The organism is Maribacter sp. Hel_I_7, assembly GCF_000688315.1.
GTDB lineage: Bacteria > Bacteroidota > Bacteroidia > Flavobacteriales > Flavobacteriaceae > Maribacter > Maribacter stanieri.
The window spans coordinates 1196459-1214490 of the sequence record NZ_JHZW01000003.1 but is presented as its reverse complement, the minus strand read 5'-3'; the positions used below and the strand labels follow the sequence as shown (position 1 = coordinate 1214490).

Annotated in this window: 15 protein-coding genes; 6 read left to right on the top strand and 9 right to left on the bottom strand. The window is 34.8% G+C overall.

The annotated features are described in order from the left end of the window. Positions 1 to 55: 55 nt before the first annotated feature. A complete protein-coding gene (gene purL / locus P178_RS0117065) occupies positions 56 to 3778 on the bottom strand; it encodes a phosphoribosylformylglycinamidine synthase (RefSeq protein ID WP_027067371.1) in 3723 nt (1240 codons plus the stop codon). A gap of 277 nt (positions 3779 to 4055) precedes the next feature. Here purL and P178_RS0117060 point away from each other — a divergent pair, with 277 nt between their 5' ends. After that, positions 4056 to 4430, top strand: a complete 375-nt coding sequence (locus P178_RS0117060; protein WP_027067370.1) for a winged helix-turn-helix transcriptional regulator — start codon at positions 4056 to 4058, stop codon at positions 4428 to 4430. 169 nt (positions 4431 to 4599) lie between these two features. Continuing rightward, on the top strand, positions 4600 to 6192 hold the full coding sequence (locus P178_RS0117055) for an amidohydrolase (RefSeq protein WP_027067369.1): 1593 nt from the start codon (positions 4600 to 4602) through the stop codon (positions 6190 to 6192). A 79-nt stretch (positions 6193 to 6271) separates the two neighbouring features. On the opposite strand, the gene P178_RS0117050 is transcribed toward P178_RS0117055, so the two are convergent. Then, positions 6272 to 7486: an RsmB/NOP family class I SAM-dependent RNA methyltransferase gene (locus P178_RS0117050; RefSeq protein WP_027067368.1), complete on the bottom strand. Its 1215-nt coding sequence runs from the start codon at positions 7484 to 7486 to the stop codon at positions 6272 to 6274. Positions 7487 to 7635: 149 nt separating this feature from the next. On the opposite strand from P178_RS0117050, the gene P178_RS0117045 reads away from it, so the two are divergent. Further along, complete coding sequence (locus tag P178_RS0117045) at positions 7636 to 8658, top strand: WD40/YVTN/BNR-like repeat-containing protein (protein ID WP_027067367.1); 1023 nt, start codon at positions 7636 to 7638, stop codon at positions 8656 to 8658. On the opposite strand, the gene P178_RS0117040 is transcribed toward P178_RS0117045, so the two are convergent. Genes P178_RS0117040 through P178_RS0117030 form a run of 3 tightly spaced genes read right to left on the bottom strand, consistent with a single transcriptional unit; the run spans position 8659 to position 10171 of the window. Then, on the bottom strand, positions 8659 to 9096 hold the full coding sequence (locus P178_RS0117040; RefSeq protein ID WP_051638339.1) for a hypothetical protein: 438 nt from the start codon (positions 9094 to 9096) through the stop codon (positions 8659 to 8661). Further along, positions 9089 to 9595 carry a hypothetical protein gene (locus P178_RS0117035; RefSeq protein ID WP_027067365.1) on the bottom strand — a complete coding sequence of 169 codons (507 nt, stop codon included), beginning with the start codon at positions 9593 to 9595 and terminating at the stop codon, positions 9089 to 9091. Before P178_RS0117035 ends, P178_RS0117040 begins: the two co-directional genes overlap by 8 nt. A gap of 33 nt (positions 9596 to 9628) precedes the next feature. Beyond that, complete coding sequence (locus P178_RS0117030) at positions 9629 to 10171, bottom strand: RNA polymerase sigma factor (RefSeq protein WP_027067364.1); 543 nt, start codon at positions 10169 to 10171, stop codon at positions 9629 to 9631. A gap of 140 nt (positions 10172 to 10311) precedes the next feature. On the opposite strand from P178_RS0117030, the gene P178_RS0117025 reads away from it, so the two are divergent. Next, positions 10312 to 11013, top strand: a complete 702-nt coding sequence (locus P178_RS0117025) for a hypothetical protein (protein ID WP_027067363.1) — start codon at positions 10312 to 10314, stop codon at positions 11011 to 11013. Positions 11014 to 11102: 89 nt separating this feature from the next. Here the strand turns inward: P178_RS0117025 and P178_RS0117020 are convergent, their stop codons facing one another. The 4 genes from P178_RS0117020 to P178_RS0117005 are packed head-to-tail and all read right to left on the bottom strand — an operon-like array spanning position 11103 to position 16208. Then, a complete protein-coding gene (locus P178_RS0117020; RefSeq protein ID WP_027067362.1) occupies positions 11103 to 12929 on the bottom strand; it encodes an ABC transporter ATP-binding protein in 1827 nt (608 codons plus the stop codon). Then, complete coding sequence (locus tag P178_RS0117015) at positions 12929 to 14638, bottom strand: phospho-sugar mutase (RefSeq protein WP_027067361.1); 1710 nt, start codon at positions 14636 to 14638, stop codon at positions 12929 to 12931. The genes P178_RS0117020 and P178_RS0117015 overlap by 1 nt, the downstream gene beginning before the upstream one ends. A 42-nt stretch (positions 14639 to 14680) precedes the next feature. Next, a complete protein-coding gene (locus P178_RS0117010; protein ID WP_027067360.1) occupies positions 14681 to 15640 on the bottom strand; it encodes a glycosyltransferase family 2 protein in 960 nt (319 codons plus the stop codon). 46 nt (positions 15641 to 15686) lie between these two features. Next, a complete protein-coding gene (locus tag P178_RS0117005) occupies positions 15687 to 16208 on the bottom strand; it encodes a DUF4199 domain-containing protein (protein WP_027067359.1) in 522 nt (173 codons plus the stop codon). Between the two features lie 181 nt (positions 16209 to 16389). Between P178_RS0117005 and P178_RS0117000 the strand changes: the two genes are divergently transcribed. Further along, a complete protein-coding gene (locus P178_RS0117000) occupies positions 16390 to 16674 on the top strand; it encodes a type B 50S ribosomal protein L31 (protein WP_027067358.1) in 285 nt (94 codons plus the stop codon). Positions 16675 to 16816: 142 nt separating this feature from the next. Then, positions 16817 to 17992, top strand: coding sequence for a GlmU family protein (locus P178_RS0116995; protein WP_027067357.1), 1176 nt, complete (start codon positions 16817 to 16819; stop codon positions 17990 to 17992). Positions 17993 to 18032 lie beyond the last annotated feature (40 nt).

Sequence of the window (18032 nt, the reverse complement as noted above, 5' to 3'; positions counted from 1 at the left end):
TGTACCCCAGACATGGGAATGCACAGCTTTTGTGTTTCTCTATAGTTTAAGGTGATTATTTCTGATTAACAATCCATTCTTTAGCATTTTTAAAAGCTTCTAACCATGGAGAAACTTCGTCGTTTCTGTCTGCTGGGTAATTTGCCCAGTTCCATGGAAAAATAGAACGTTCAATATGTGGCATAGTTACTAGATGGCGACCCGTTTTATCACAAAGCATAGCGGTATTGAAATCACTACCATTAGGGTTTGCCGGATAACCTTCGTAACCATATTTAGCTACAATATCATAATTCTCTTCAGATAGTGGTAAAGCAAATTTCCCTTCACCATGAGAAATCCACACGCCAAGTTTACTTCCTTCTAAAGATGAAAGCATAACTGAATTGTTCTTTTGTATTTCTACAGAAGTAAAATTACTCTCGTGTTTATGAGAATCATTATAGGTCATTTTTCCATGAGACTCGTGTTCCGGATTGATCAGGTCTAATTCCATGAACAATTGACAACCATTACAAATACCTACCGATAATGTGTCTGGTCTAGCAAAGAAGTTTTTAATAACTGTATTTGCTTTTTCATTGTACTTAATGGCACCTGCCCAGCCTTTTGCGCTACCAAGAACATCAGAGTTAGAGAACCCGCCAACGGCACCTAAAAATTGAATATCCTCTAGATTCTCACGACCAGAGATTAAATCGGTCATATGAACATCCTTAACATCAAACCCTGCTAAATACATGGCATTTGCCATTTCACGCTCAGAGTTACTTCCTTTCTCTCTAAGAATCGCGGCTTTTGGTCGCGTTCCGTTTGTTGTTTCAGAACGATTAGGTAAAATAATAGCTGCAGAATTCAAGAAATTGTACTGTAAAGGTTGAACCTTATAATTCTCGAATCTATCCTTCGCTAAGCCTTTTGCGGTCTGTTGATTATCTAGTAAATATGATGTTTTAAACCAAGTATCTCGTAAAGTTTCTATGTTAAGTCCCATTTCCATACCATTATTTCTAACAGTAAGTGTAGCTTCATTTATAACTGTACCTATTTTCTTAGCTTCAATATTTTTAGATGCAAAAATTGACTCAATGCTATCATCTTTCGCTTGCAACACGATACCTGCATTTTCAGAGAACAAAACTTTAATTGTATCAGCTTCACCTAAACTTGTTAAGTCAAGGTTTGCGCCTAAGTTAGTGTCAGCAAAACAAAGTTCTAATAAAGTAGTAATTAAACCGCCAGAAGCAACATCGTGTCCAGCAACAATTTTATCTTCTTTAATTAAATCTTGAATAGTATTGAATACCAGTTTAAAATATGCGGAGTCAGTAATTGTAGGAGTCTCGTTACCAATACTATTTCTAGTTTGAGAAAAAGATGAACCACCTAATTTGAAACTGTCTTTAGATAAATTGATATAATAAATTGACCCAGCATTTTTCTGTAAAACTGGCTCAACTACTTTAGTAATATCACTACAATTACCAGCAGCAGAAATAACAACGGTACCTGGAGATATAACATCCCCATCTTTATATTTTTGCTTCATGGAAAGCGAATCCTTTCCTGTAGGAACGTTAATTCCTAAATCGATAGCAAAATCTGAAACTGCTTGTACAGCTGTATATAAACGGGCATCCTCTCCTTCGTTTTTACATGGCCACATCCAGTTAGCAGATAGGGAAACAGACGCTAGTCCGTCCTTAAGTGGAGCCCATACAAGATTGGTCAAAGATTCTGCAATACTATTTTTACTACCTGCGGCAGGGTCAATTAAAGCAGAAATAGGGGAGTGTCCAATACTTGTGGCAATACCTTCTTTTCCTTTGAAGTCTAAAGCCATAACACCACAATTGTTCAGAGGTAATTGTAAGGGACCAACACATTGTTGTTTTGCAACACGTCCGCCCACACAACGGTCAACTTTGTTGGTAAGCCAATCTTTACTGGCTACGGCTTCCAATTGAAGAACGGCATCTAGATAATCATGGAAAAACTCTAAAGAATAATCTGCATTAGCATAGTTACGAGCTATTATGCTATCTGTCATTATAGTTTTTGGAGAGCTACCAAACATATCAGATAGCGCTAAGTCCATAGGTTTTGCACCATTAGTCTTAGATTCGAACGTAAAGCGGTCATCACCGGTAACATCACCAACTTCATACATAGGCGAGCGTTCACGGTCTGCAATTCGTTTTAATAAATCCACATTTTTTTTACCGATAACAAGACCCATGCGTTCTTGAGATTCGTTACCAATTATTTCTTTGGCAGATAGGGTAGGGTCACCAACAGGTAACTTGTCTAAATCTATTTTTCCTCCTGTTTCTTCTACTAGTTCAGACAAACAATTTAGGTGTCCGCCAGCACCATGATCATGTATAGAAACGATAGTATTTACATCACTTTCTACCATGCCACGAATAGCATTCGCAGCTCTTTTTTGCATTTCAGGATTTGAACGTTGAACAGCATTCAATTCTATTGCAGAACTAAATTCGCCTGTATCTGCACTAGAAACAGCAGCACCACCCATACCTATTCGGTAATTGTCGCCACCTAGAATTACAATTTTGTTACCAGATTCAGGTTTGTCTTTTATAGCTTGTTCAACTTTCCCATAACCAATACCACCAGCTTGCATGATTACTTTATCATAACCTAATCTTCGTTGACTGTGCGTAGCCGAAGTCTTATTTTCTTCTGATGAATCGAAGGGAGTTGAAGCTTCGTCATATTCAAACGTAAGTACAGAACCAGAAATTAATGGTTGACCGAATTTATTTCCAAAATCAGAAACACCGTTAGATGCTTTGATTAAAATATCCATCGGAGTCTGGTATAACCAATCCCTTTCTTTCATTCCTTTTTCCCAAGGTCTTTCTTTTTCTAAACGAGAATAGGCTGTCATGTAAACAGCTGTTCCTGCTAAAGGAAGAGAGCCTTTGCCACCAGCTAAACGATCACGGATTTCGCCACCTGCACCAGTTGCAGCACCATTGAAAGGCTCAACAGTAGTAGGGAAGTTATGTGTTTCCGCTTTTATGGAAATAACCGAATCAAACTCTTTTTCTTGATAAAAATCAGGTTTATCTGCTGTTTTAGGAGCAAATTGAACCACTTTTGGTCCTTTTACAAAAGCAACATTGTCTTTATATGCGGAAACTATATCGTTAGGAAACTCCTGTGATGTCTTTTTAATAAGTTTAAAAAGTGAGCTTGGCATTTCTTTACCATCAATGACAAAAGTGCCATTGAATATTTTGTGTCTACAATGTTCTGAGTTCACCTGACTAAAGCCGAATACTTCAGAGTCAGTTAATTTGCGACCTAATTTATTGCTGAGGTTTTCAAGGTAATCTACTTCCTCGTCATTTAGAGCTAATCCTTCTTGTTGATTAAAAGCGGCAATGTCCTCAATATTCAAAATAGGTTTTGGAGCTACATGAATATCAAATATCTCTTGGCTTAAAGAATCATATTTCTGAGAGATCATAGGGTCAAACCCTGTAAATTTTTCCTCAATAGCATTGAATTCTTCAATTCTAATTATGCCAGCAACACCCATATTCTGGGTAATTTCTGTAGCATTTGTACTCCATGGAGTAATCATGGCAGCTCTTGGACCAACAAAAAAGGCGTCTAGAGACGCCGCATTTATTTTAGGTTGGTTGCCAAACAACCATATAAGTTTACTTATATCTTCTGATGAAAGTTCCTTAGCGGTCTGTACCGCAAAAACCTTTTTGCTAGGTTCCCCAAAAAAGTGAATCATTATAGTGTGTCTGGTATTGATTTTTAAAGTACAAAATTAAGGTTTTACTGGTTAAGATTTACGGGAAATTGAAACACTTTTAAACAGCAATTGTTAATGAAATTAGTGTGATTTTGTTTTACCTTTATCACCAAAGCTAATTAAGTTACATAAAGTGTTACTTTATGGTATTTAAACTAGATTTTTGTAATAAATGCTATAATAGTATGTTTGTTAGACTGAATTTAATTTTAGTTATTAATTAGTGAAATTGTTGATATTAGAAAAGTAAAAAAGAATGGCAAAACAAAAAAATGATACACAAGCACTTGAATATTGTATGGATATGATTGGCGGAAAGTGGAAACCTGTTATTCTTTATCATATATCAAAAGGAACAAATCGTTTTAATAAGCTTTTTACTGAAATTGAAGGGATTAATCGCCAAATGCTTAGTAAGCAGTTGAAGTCTTTGGAGCGGGCTGGAATACTTGATCGTACATTGTATGGGGAAATTCCACCAAGGGTAGAATATACTTTGACACCATTAGGGAAATCATTGCTTCCGGTCGTTAAGGCAATGACTAGTTGGGGGCAAAAACAAATGGAGAAGAAAGTAGAAATACCAGTGGCGCCAGAAGTTCAAAAAAATCAGCAATTGCCACTTTTTTAAAACTATAATACTAACTTCTTATAGTTTATAAATGTGGATTTTATGGCCTTATAAAATACTATTACCATAAAATAGAGTGCTCAGGTTTTGAATTAGATAAAAATTGGTTGTTTACGCATGCATAACGGTCAATTTATGTAACTTTTAGCAACTAATTCAAAAAACCACCATGAAACAAAAAACAACACTATGTACTTTTGCATGCTGTTTATTAGCCTTAAGTGGCTTGTATTCACAAAAGAAAAGATCAAACAAACAAATTGAAAAATTAAAAACGGAAGTCGCAGCCATTGTAGAGGAGAATAAAAAACAATCTCAAGTAATGGTAGACAAGATTTTTAGTTTTTCTGAACTAGGATTTCAGGAAATAGAATCTTCTAAATATTTGACCGGAATTCTTGCTGAGAACGGATTTGAAATTGAAAATTCCATTTCAGGTATTCCTACAGCATGGTTTGCTACTTGGAGTAATGGCGAAGGACCTACAATTGCTTTGGGTAGCGATGTGGATTGTATACCAAAAGCCTCTCAATATCCAGGCGTGGCTTATCACAAGCCCATTGTAGAAGGTGCTCCAGGACATGGCGAAGGTCATAATTCCGGTATACCAATGAATATTTCTTCTGCACTGGCAGTGAAGAAAATTATGGAACGTGAAAATATTGGCGGTACATTACTAGTTTGGCCAGGTATAGCCGAAGAATTGGTAGCTGCAAAAGCATGGTATGTAAGAGATGGTCGTTTTGATGATATCGATATGTGCATTTTTACTCACGTAGGTAATAATTTAGGTGTGTCTTACGGACCTACAAGAGGTACAGGTTTAATATCTGTAGAATATGCCTTTGATGGCGAAGCGGCACATTCTGCTGGGTCACCATGGAGAGGTAAGAGTGCTTTAGATGCTGCGGAGTTAATGAATGTTGCTTGGAATTACAAAAGAGAACATTTACATCCTTTAAAACGTTCTCACTCTATTTTTACCGATTCGGGAGATCAGCCCAATGTAGTGCCTTCTAAAGCGGCTATTTGGTTTTATTTTAGAGATATAAAATATGAGGGAATCATGGAAATGTATGCTATGGCAAATGATATGGCCAAAGGAGCGGCATTAATGACTGGTACTACTATGACCTCTAAAGTTTTGGGTACGGCATGGCCACGTCATTATAATAAGGTGATTGCAGAGACCATGTATTCAAATATTAAAGAAGTGGGCTTGCCAGATTGGTCAGAAGCTGATCAAAAATTAGCAAAAGCAGTACAGGCAGAAGTAAATTCAGAAAAAATAGAAGGTTTACCTTTAGAATTAGATGATTTAGGACTTCCGGTTATTGAACCAATTAGTGGTGGTTCAGATGATATTGGAGATGTTTCTTGGAAAGTGCCTACGGTTACGTTGAGGTATCCATCTAACATCCCTGGATTACAAGGTCACCATTGGAGTAATGCTATTGCTATGGCAACACCAATTGCGCATAAGGGAGTTGTAGCAGGGGCTAAGGTAGAGGCAATGACAATAATAGACTTTTTGTTGAAGCCGGATTTAATGAAAGGTGCGTGGGATTATTTCAATAATGAACAACAGAAAGATACTAAGTATCAGCCTATGATTTCTGAAAGTGATATGCCCCCTATATATTTAAACAAGGATAAGCAAGACCAGTTTAGACCAGCTTTAGAGAAATTCTATTATGATGAAACGAAATATGATACGTATTTGGAGCAATTAGGAATTGAATATCCAACATTGAAAGAATAGGTCTTTTAATTGTAAGTATTAAAAAAGCCTTTCGGTTCATATGAACCGAAAGGCTTTTTTTGTTGATTAAAAGTATGTCTTAAATACTCTTCTCTAATAATGCCATAAAGAAGCCATCATAACCACTCTTAGAAGCGTATATCTTTTTGTCTTTTACCAAAGTGAAATCTTTACCTTCTTCAGACTTTAAGAAAGACTGTACTTGGTGACTGTTTTCTTGAGGTAGAATAGAACAAGTAGCGTAAACCATCTTTCCGCCTGGTTTTACAATTTTACTATAGCTTCTTATGATTTCTGCTTGCGTTTTTACAATTTTATCTAAAAACTCCGGTTGCATCTTCCATTTAGAATCTGGGTTTCTTCTTAAAACTCCTAATCCCGTACATGGAGCATCAATAAGAACTCTATCTGCGCTACCGTATAGCTTCTTGTATACTTTACTTGACTCTATTTCTCTTACTTCAATATTGTGAGCACCATTACGTCTTGCTCGCCTTTTTAATTCCTTTAATTTACTTCCGTAAATATCCATTGAAATTAATTGACCTTTATTTTCCATTAATGCAGCAAGGTGAAGAGATTTTCCACCCGCACCTGCACATGTATCAACAATACGTTGACCTGGTTCAACATCCAAGAATTCAGAAACTAATTGAGAAGAGGCATCTTGAACCTCAAACATTCCATTTTTAAATGCTTGGGTTACAAATACATTTGCTCGTTCAACTAATTTTAATGCAGAAGCATACCCTTTAATCGGCTCAGCCACAATATTTTCATCTAAAAGAGCTTTACGCAATTCTTCTTTGGTAGTTTTTAATGTGTTAGTACGCAAAATAACTTCCGCAGGTACGTTAAGTTTAGCTATTTCTTCTGTCCATAATTTATCGCCCAAAGCTTTTTCACCTAAATCATCGATCCAATCAGGAATAGCTTCCCTGAATTTTCTAATTTGAGAAAGTTCGTCAAATTTACCTTTGATTCTTCTTTCGGGTGTTGGTTCAATTTGCTTCCAATCTGGTAGGCTTATACCTTTCAACACTGCCCATACTGCCCAAATACGGAATAAATCTGGTCTGCTAAATGGAGCTTTGACTTCTGCTATTTCTGTGTACAAACGCTTGTATCGTACTATTTCATAAGTAGTTTCAGCTATAAAGCCACGGTCACGTGCTCCCCAACGTTTATCATAACGCAGCACTTTTTGAACAACCTTGTCGGCATATTCGTTTTCATTGAAGATTAGGTTTAGACCATCGATTACGGCAAAAACCAGATTTCTATGTAATTTCATTAGTATTATTTACTTGATAAGAAGATTTCATGTCATTACCTCATTTTAAATAAGTTAAAATGATTTTCGTCTTCCAAAAATTTAGGCTGCAAAGGTATTGTTTTAGAAGTGATTCCATTTATTTTTGAGGAACTTTATACTATAATCATATGCGTTATATTTTTCTTCTTGCAGTTTTAATAGTTTCTTGCTCAGAACAACAAATACCTAGGACATTTACTTCTGTAGGAATTGAAACGATTTATACCGATTCAATTAGTATTCGCGCTATTGAACTCATGGGGAATAGTTTAGCCTTTGCTGCGAATAAAGGTACATTTGGTTCGGTTGATTTAACTACAGATAAGGTCCGTGCAAATATTGAAAAATACCATACAAGCGTACCTGCATTTAGGGCAGTAGCACATACCGCTAATGATTTTTTTATGCTATCTATAGAATCTCCTGCTCTTCTGTATAAAACAGGAGTTAAGGGGCGAATGGAGTTGGTGTACAAAGAAGAAGGCGAAGGTGTGTTTTATGATGCAATGACCTTTTTAAATGATTTAGATGGTATTGCCGTAGGCGATTCTGTTGATGGTTGTTTAAGTATTATCATGACATCTGACGGGGGGAATTCATGGTCAAAATTGCCTTGTTCAAAATTACCTGAAGAGATTGAAAGTGAGGGGGCATTTGCAGCAAGCAATACTAATATTGAGACGGTAGGGGAGAATATTTGGATTGCTACGACCTCTGGGTGTGTTCTTTTTTCTCCGGATAAAGGCAACTCATGGGAGTCTTTTCAAACTCCAATACGTAACGAAGAGCCAACGGAAGGTATTTATTCTATTGATTTTAATGACAAAAATCTTGGCTTTGCCATTGGCGGAGATTACACAAACCCGGATAATACAACAGCTAACAAGGCAATTACAAAGGATGGAGGGAAAACTTGGAATCTTTTGGCAGACGGTCAAGAGCCTGGTTACAAAAGTTGTGTTCAGTTTGTACCGGGTACACAGGGAAATGGTCTGGTTGCTGTGGGTTTTACGGGAATATCTTATTCATCAGACATGGGTAAAAGTTGGAAAGCACTATCTAAAGAATCCTTCTATACCATTCGTTTTCAAAATGATACCATAGCTTACGCTGCGGGTAAAAACCGTATTTCTAAACTAGTATTTAACTAATTATTTGCCACCTTTATTTTGGCGGTATTGCTTCATTAACTGACGCTTGAACTCTTCTTCTGATCGTAATAATAAAAGTGTTTTCTTAGCTGAGATAACTTTACTTACTTTGTTAAGAAAGTCATTATCCAATACCTCTTCTTCCTCTTCAATTTGCATATGAAGTGCTAATAATTTTTCAGACTCTTTTTCAGAAAGCGAGTCGGCATCTTTTATTTTGTTCTTTATTTGATGATAGCTCTTTTTGCGTAAAGCATTTCTTTTTTCTTGATATTCATTATAAACAGGCCAAAACTCTTGAGCTTCTTTACTGCTTAGTGAAAGTTTTTCAGTAATGAAAGCTACTTTTAAAGTGTTTATTTTTTCCCAATCTTGGTTTCTTTGTCCAAAGGATATGGTAGATACAAATAGAAATATGATTATTGCAAGTTTATTCATTGTCTTCAATATTTAGTTCATCAAAATCACTTATATTTTCATTCAAGTAATCAAGAAGGTTATCACTATCAATAGGGGAGCTTAAAAAGTCTGAAAATTCAGTATTGGTTACTGGCAATACTTCAGCTATTTCATAAGATGATAACTCAAAATCATTATTTTCAAAATAGGCTTCAATATCGGTGTTGGCTAAATCATTAAAACTTAATTCCTCTGCGTTGCTCCAGTTATAATTTAAGGCAATTATAGCAATAGCGGCAATTGAAGCGGCTACGGCTACTATTTTCTTAATAGAAAAAAGAGGTATTACTTTGGGTTCAGCATTTAGCTTTTCTTGTAATGACTTATTGAACGATTCAAAATAATTATCTGGTACCTTAAATGCACTATCCTTGGGAATAGTACTTTCGGTTTTAGATAATTTTTCCATTAATTTATCCTCAAAACTATCAAAATAGTCTTCTGGAGTTTTAAACGGATTTTTATTTTTTTTGTTCATGATACTAGTTTGACACTCAATTATATAAAAGGTTTAATCTTCCTTTAAATACTGTTCAATTTTTTTTACGGCTAAGTGATACGATGCTTTTAGTCCACCTACTGAAGTATCTAATATTTTTGAAATCTCTTCATATTTTAATTCTTGAAAATATTTCATATTAAATACTAGTTTTTGTTTTTCAGGTAGTGTAGCTATCGCTTTTTGAAGTTGAAGTTGAATTTCATCTCCCTCAAAATATACATCAGCTTCTAGATTAGATATTAAACGTTCTTGGTAATCAGTATCTGAAACGCCTTGTAGCTTTGCTCTTTGCTTTATGAAGTTTAAAGCCTCGTTGGTGGCAATTCTATACATCCAAGAAAAAAGTTTACTATCTCCTTTAAATCCGTCTATATTTTTATAGATTTTTATAAAGGTATTTTGTAAAACATCATCAGCATCATCGTGATTTAAAACAATACTACGTATTTGCCAATACAAGCGCTCTTTGTAAGTATTTACCAATACTTCAAAAGCTTGAGCTTGTTTGCTCTTTGATTTTAAATCTAATACTAATGTTTCCTCTTCAATCACTTAAAACTGAGGTTTGTTTAATGTAAGACCATGAAGTTAGGGAAAGGTTTAATCATTCCGAATGATATTTGATGCTTTTTAATAGGTATCCTAATAATTATATAATCTATCCGTTGTAAAATAAACCAAAACTTATTTTTATGATTTTAAAGAAGAATTTTTTATTGATTTGCCTTTTTATAACTGTATTTTCTGTAATCTCATGTAGTGATGATAATGAAGATGTAATTATCGAAGACTTAACTGAACAAGCAGATGAAGAAGAGGTAGTGGTAGAGGCTGAGGAGGAAGCTGAGGAGGAAGCTGAAGAAGAAACCGAAGAGGAAGTAGAAGAAGAGGTAGTTGAGGAAGAAACTGAAGAGGAAGCTGAAGAATTGTCAAGTTATGTTTTATATGAAAATGTGGAGTTCATAGTTGATACTGATGGGTTGGATACTAAGCGTTTCTTTTCTACAAGCACTGGAAATTTATACACCTACAATGAAATCGATGCAGAAATAGCACCATCTATTGATTTAGCTTGGTATGATATGAGTTCATCAAATCCTGGATTCTTATTTTGGATGAGTCCTGATGATTTATTCATAGATGAGCAAATAGAAGGAGGTACAACGACAAAAATGGAAAATACTGCAGACCAAATGACTGTTGCAGAATTTGATGCGATAACCGACGAAAGTTCACTTGTTGACTTAGTTATTGAGAATGAAGATGAGGCAATGGGACCGCAAGATTATCCGGTTGTAGTTTTATTTGAGAATGCAGCGGGACATAAAGGAGCTATTAAAATGAAGAGTAACGACGGTCAAATTATGATTGTAGATATTAAAGTGGCTCGATAGTTTAAGCCTTATTCGCAAAAAAAATGAAAGCCATCTGAAAAGATGGCTTTTTTAATTTAAAAACTTTAAGAATAACCTGGTATAAAAAATTATGCCAACGATTGCATCTGTACTAGTTTCTTGTATGTACCATTAAGCTCTAAAAGTTCAGCATGAGTGCCTTGTTCAACAATCTCTCCCTTTAAAAGCACTACAATGGTATCTGCATTTTGAATGGTAGAAAGTCTGTGAGCAATGACAATAGACGTTCTGTTTTTCATCATTTTTTCAAGAGCATCTTGAACCAGACGTTCGCTCTCAGTGTCCAGAGCAGAAGTAGCTTCATCCAATATCATTATTGGAGAGTTTTTTAATACCGCTCTAGAAATGGACAATCGCTGTTTTTGTCCGCCACTTAACTTGTTGCCGCTATCTCCAATGTTAGTGTCATACCCTTTAGGTAAATCCATTATAAAATCATGAGCATTTGCAATTTTTGCAGCATCAATAATTTCTTCATCGGTAGCATTTTCTTTTCCTAATCCGATGTTGTTTTTAACGGTATCATTAAATAAGATAGAATCTTGGGTAACCAAGCCTAATAAACCACGAAGTGATTTTTTACTAAGGTTTTTAATGTTATTTCCGTCAATACTAATATCACCTTCATTAACATCGTAAAATCTAGTTACGAGATTAGCAATAGTACTTTTACCGCTACCAGACTGTCCGACCAAAGCGACCGTTTTACCTTTCTCTACAATAAGATTGAAATTTTTTAAAACGTACTCATCTTCATATTTAAATGAGATATTGTTTATAGCAACCTCATTGTTAAATGTTTCTTGATGAATTGGATTATCAATTTCCGATATCGGATTCTCGGTCTCTAAAACTTCTAATACACGTTCTGCCGCTGCGTTACCCTTCTTGACACTATACGAAGCTTTGCTTATAGATTTGGCAGGCGTTAGTATCTGATACGACAATGCCATATATGTTATAAAGAGTTCGGCTTCAAGTGTTTTATCTACAAGTACCATTTGTCCTCCATACCAAAGAATGACTCCTATAGCAGCAATACCAAAAAATTCACTTGTCGGTGATGCTAAATTTTGTCTATTAAGCAGGCTATTTGAAAAATTAAAAAATCTTTTAGTGGACGCTTGAAATTTCTTGGCGAATACCGATTCCGCATTAAAGGCTTTGATGACTCGTAAACCGCCTAAAGTTTCTTCTAATATGGATAAGAAATACCCTTGTTCATTTTGAACCTTGTCAGATTTTCGTTTTAAAGATTTACCGATTAATGAAATTAAAAATCCTGAAACCGGAAGAAATAGAAATACAAATAATGTTAATTTCGGACTAATAGCTAACATGGCTATAATAGTAAAAATGATTGTAAGTGGTTCTCTTACAATCAGTTCTAATATTGATAAAAAGGAATGTTGTATTTCTAATACATCGGATGTTATGCGGGCAATAGTATCACCTTTTCTTTTTTCAGAATAATAAGATATAGGAAGTTCTATTGTTTTGTCATATAATTCATTTCGTAAATCTTTAAGTACACCATTACGCAGAAATGTAATAAAGTACATGGCTAAGTAATTAAAAAGATTCTTTAGAAGAAACATCGTAATTATCAATCCTACCATTAGCATAAGTACTTCGCCTGGATCGCTATGCTCGCTTCGTTCGGTAACATAAAAGTTTAAAGAGTCGGTAACAAAATCCTTTAAATCAGAAATACCATTCCATTTTGGTTTGATGTATATTTTTTCTGTTTGATTAAAAAGCACGTTCAACATTGGAAATAATGAAATCATCGCCAAAGTTGAAAACAATGCATAAAAGACGTTAGATATAATATTTAAAATAGCATATATCTTGTAAGGCTTCGCAAAGCGAAGAATCTTTTTGAAATAGTTCATTAAGCTAAATTAAGCTCAGCAAGAATGCTCTTGACCTTATTGTCAAGTTCTGCTGCTACTTTTTTATAATCTTCAGTTTTTTCTAATTTCGTATTTGTACTGATGTAGAATTTCACTTTAGGTTCTGTTCCACTTGGTCTCGCTGCTATTCTAGTACCATCTTCTGTTTCGTAAATTAAAACGTTAGATTTTGGAATATCAATAGTCTTTTCTTCGCCAGTCAATACATTTTTCGCAATTGAAGTATTATAATCTTCAATCCATTTTACTTTAGAACCAGCAACAGATTCCACCGGATTTTCTTTAAAGTCTTTCAGCATTTGCTTAATTTCTTCTGCACCACTAATACCTTTTTTGGTAATAGAAACTAAATGTTCTTTATAAAAACCATAATCAACATAACATTGAATTAAGTCTTTGTAAAAAGAACTACCATTAGCTTTGGCCTGACTAGCAATTTCACAAGCCAATAGGGTAGAGGTAACCGCATCTTTATCACGAACAAAATCGCCTACCATATAACCAAAGCTCTCTTCGCCACCTCCAATAAAGTCAGATTCTGGGAAATCTTTGATCATTTTACCAATCCATTTAAATCCGGTAAGTGCAGTTTTAAATTCTACTCCGTATGCTTTAGCCATAGCCTCCATCATTGGGGTAGATACAATTGTTGTTGCAATAAATTCATTTCCTTTAAAACCTTTTTCTTTTCTCTTTTCAAGAAGGAATTTTGTCATTAAAACCATAGCTTGGTTTCCGTTAACAATTTCCATTTTACCTTCAAGATTACGAACAGCTATTCCTAAACGGTCACTATCTGGATCAGTACCTACAACCATGTCTGCACCAATTTCTTCAGCTTTTTTAACAGCCATTGAAAGCGCTTCTGGTTCTTCTGGGTTAGGAGACTTTACCGTTGGGAAGTTTCCGTCTGGTTTTGCTTGCTCCTCAATAATAGTTACGTTTTCATACCCACCACGTTTAAGAACTTCTGGTATAGCGGTAATTGAGGTGCCGTGAAGCGAAGTAAAAACGATTTTGAAGTCATCTTTGCCGTCAGCATTAAAATTTCCTGCGTCTACAGACTGTGCTATAAAAGCTTCGTCAACCTCTTTATCAATTACTTGTATTAGGTTTTCATTCGCTTTAAACTTTATATCTTCAATATTGAGGGAATTAATTTCAGCAATGATTTTACCATCCTGTGGTGGTACAATTTGTCCGCCATCGGTCCAATACACTTTATACCCATTATATTCTGGTGGGTTATGCGATGCAGTTAAAACAATACCTGCGTGACAATTTAAATGTCTTACTGCAAAAGAAAGTTCTGGGGTAGTGCGCAAATCTGAGAAAAGGTATACTTTAATATTATTGGCAGAAAATACTTCGGCAACAGTTCTTGCTAGAGTATCACTATTGTGGCGACAATCAAAAGCGATGACCACTTTGATTTCTTCATTCTTATATACTTCATTTAAGTAGTTACTTAAACCTTGTGTGCTTTTACCTAATGTGTATTTATTAATTCGGTTGGTGCCAACACCCATAACACCTCTCATACCACCTGTACCAAACTCCATATTTTTGTAAAAACGGTCGTTCAATTCCTCTTTATCATTAGCGATAAGATGTTCAATTTCTTTTTTAACAGCTGGGTCAAAAAAATCGGTAAGCCAGCTTTTTGCAGTTTCTAGGATATTATCCATTGGTTTATAGTTTTATGTGCAATTAAGTTAGTGAGAATTTTACTATTGTAAAAGAGTCATATTTATTTCTTCAGAAACAATATATCTTTTTTCTTCCTTCTTAGAACGTATTAGTATTTCGCCAAGAAATCCAGCTAAGAACAACTGTGTTCCTATGACCATGGCTATCAGTGAAATATAAAATTGTGGTCGGTCTGTTATCAATCTTCCAAATTTGTTTATGAATAATTTATCTATACCTAAATAGATAGCAAATCCGAATCCGATTAAGAACATTAAAACACCTAATGCACCAAATAAGTGCATTGGGCGTTTACCGAATCTAGATACGAACCATATGGTTAGCAAGTCTAGAAAGCCATTTATGAAACGTTCCATTCCAAATTTTGTTTTACCGTATTTACGAGCTTGATGTTTTACAACTCTTTCCCCAATTTTAGAAAAGCCTGCATTTTTAGCAAGCACAGGTATGTAACGGTGCATTTCGCCCGATACTTCAATGTTTTTTACTACATCTTTAGCGTAAGCTTTTAGACCACAATTAAAATCGTGCAAACGAACACCTGAAGTTTTTCGTGCTGCCCAATTAAATAATTTTGAAGGGGTGTTTTTAAAGATGATAGAATCGTAGCGTTTCTTTTTCCAACCAGATACCAATTCATAACCTTCATTGGTTATCATATTGTATAACCCAGGTATTTCTTCTGGGTTATCTTGTAAATCGGCATCCATTGTAATAATAACATCGCCGCTAACGGCTTTAAAACCTGCATGTAGTGCCTGTGATTTTCCAAAGTTGCGTGAAAAATGAATTCCTTTTACGGCTGTGTTTTCTTTAGATAGATCCGCAATAATTTTCCAAGAGGTATCTGTGCTGCCGTCATCAACAAATAATATTTCATAAGAATAATGATTGGATTGCATTACGGATACAATCCAATCATGAAGTTCTTTAAGTGATTCTTCTTCGTTAAGTAACGGAATTACTATAGATAATTGCATGCGCGACTTCTGGTATTGTCTCCAAAAATACTACAATTACTTAGTATTAATAAGCAGCTTCTTCTTTTTTCAAGATTAAACCAGCAATTAAACTAATAACCAAGGCAATAAGAACGTTAATTATTAAGCCCACTGGGTACATAACCCAAGCCAAACCTTTTTGCATTTCTATACCTTGATCTATTTGCTCTTCGGTAAGACTAGGATTATCTTTCATGGCTTTTATCTTCCCTATTTCATAAACTTTATCTAGATAATCTGGTTCTATGAAATTAGATTGTATGAAAAACCATAATAGACCAACTATACCAGCTATTAATGCTACACCGGCTCCAACCTTTAAAGCTTCTGAAATAGTCAAAAGTCCACCGCCAGCTTTTTTAAATTGGATTATTGCCATTACAATTCCGATAGCCAGTATTAATATCTGGATTAGTTGTATTGATGTCACTTGCTCATAATGCATATTCGTTACAAAAAGCATTACTGCAAAAACAACACCCACAAGACCTGTAAGTAAGCCGTAATTCAATGCAAATTTTCCTGTTTTTGGTTCAATTTCTTCCATGATTTTTATAGTTTATAGGTTGATTTATATATTAGTATTGTGAAGGTATCATTTGTTACACATGCAATAAAATTTAATTTTAGTATTTTTTTACTATTCTAATTGCCTATTTATATTATTTCACTATTTTTGCAGCCTTAAAATGAGTGCCCGTCGGAATGGGTGCGTTAAAGTTTTTAAAATGAAAAAAGATATACACCCAGAAAATTATAGGATAGTGGCCTTTAAGGACATGTCTAACGAAGAGGTATTTTTAACAAAATCAACAGCTGATACTAAAGAGACTTTAGAAGTTGAAGGTGTTGAGTATCCTTTAGTAAAATTGGAGATTTCAAGAACCTCTCACCCTTTTTACACTGGTAAAGCAAAATTCTTGGATACAGCTGGTCGTATCGACAAGTTCAAGAACAAGTACAAGAAATTTTCAAAAGAAGAGAAAAAAGAAGAAACAAAAGAGCAAGAATAATTCTTTTAATTCTTTCTTGAATATAGCGCCTTCGAAATTTTCGAAGGCGTTTCTTTTTCCTTTAACTTTTAAATAAAGGAAGTTATCCATTATATATAGATGCTCTAGGGATATTTGTTAATTTTGAAAAAAATCATCTAGTATGAACTTTATTCTTTTTGATGGTCCTCGCAGAGATCATCTATTACCTTTCACTTTCACACGACCAGTTTCGGAAATCCGTGTAGGTATTATGACTTTAAAGGAGCGTTGGGAAGCTTATTTAAAAGTTTCAGTTTCTTCTTTGACCGAAGAATATTTAAGTATAAAATATCCAGTTAATTTAGAAGAATCTAATGTTTTTATAGACGCTTCGGTATTACCATCGAACGAGTTGCTAAAAGCGGTTAAAGCTTTGCGAGCGGGCGAAAGGTTAATGTCGGGCGAATTGATAATTGCTTATTTAGCTGCAGTTTCTAAAAGTGCAGATGAATTAAGTGATTTTGATGTAGTTAAATTTGAAGGTGGTCTTGTTCAAATCAATAACACTTGGGATATTTTTGATAAAAATGCTACCATTTTACAGTCAGATTTCGATTTTATTACAAAAGGTAGAAAGAGTCAACCCATATCCAGTACAAATCAATTAATTCATCCGGAACGTATTTTCCTTGAAGAAGGAGCAAAGGTTGAATTTAGTATTCTAAACGCTACAGACGGTCCTATTTATTTAGGAAAAAACTCTGAAATATGGGAAGGTAGCTTAATTCGTGGTGGTTTGGCACTTTGTAATAATGCTATTATTAAAATGGGCGGTAAACTTTATGGCGCAACTACTATTGGTCCATATAGTAAGGTTTGTGGAGAAGTTAGTAACTCGGTAATTTTCGGGTATTCAAGTAAGGGCCATGAAGGATATTTGGGCAATGCCGTGTTGGGAGAATGGTGTAATATAGGCGCAGATTCTAATAATTCTAACCTTAAGAATAATTATGCAAAAGTTCGTTTGTGGGACTATGCAACCGAACGCTTTGAGCAAACAGGTTTGCAGTTTTGTGGACTAATGATGGGTGATCATAGTAAAACGGCAATTAATACAATGTTTAATACTGGTACTGTAATTGGAGTAAATTCTAATATTTATGTACCAGGGTTTCCAAGAAATTTTGTACCAAGTTTTAGTTGGGGTGGTGCATCTGGGTTTACGGCTTATCAACCTGCAAAAGCATTTGATGCTGCTAAAGTAATGATGGCTAGAAGAGGGGTGGAGTTTAATGATGTTGAAGCGGATATTCTTACCCATGTATTTGAGATAACTAAAAAATGGAGGAAGTATTAAGTATTTAAAACTGTAATACAGTTAGTTAAGCTTTTATAGC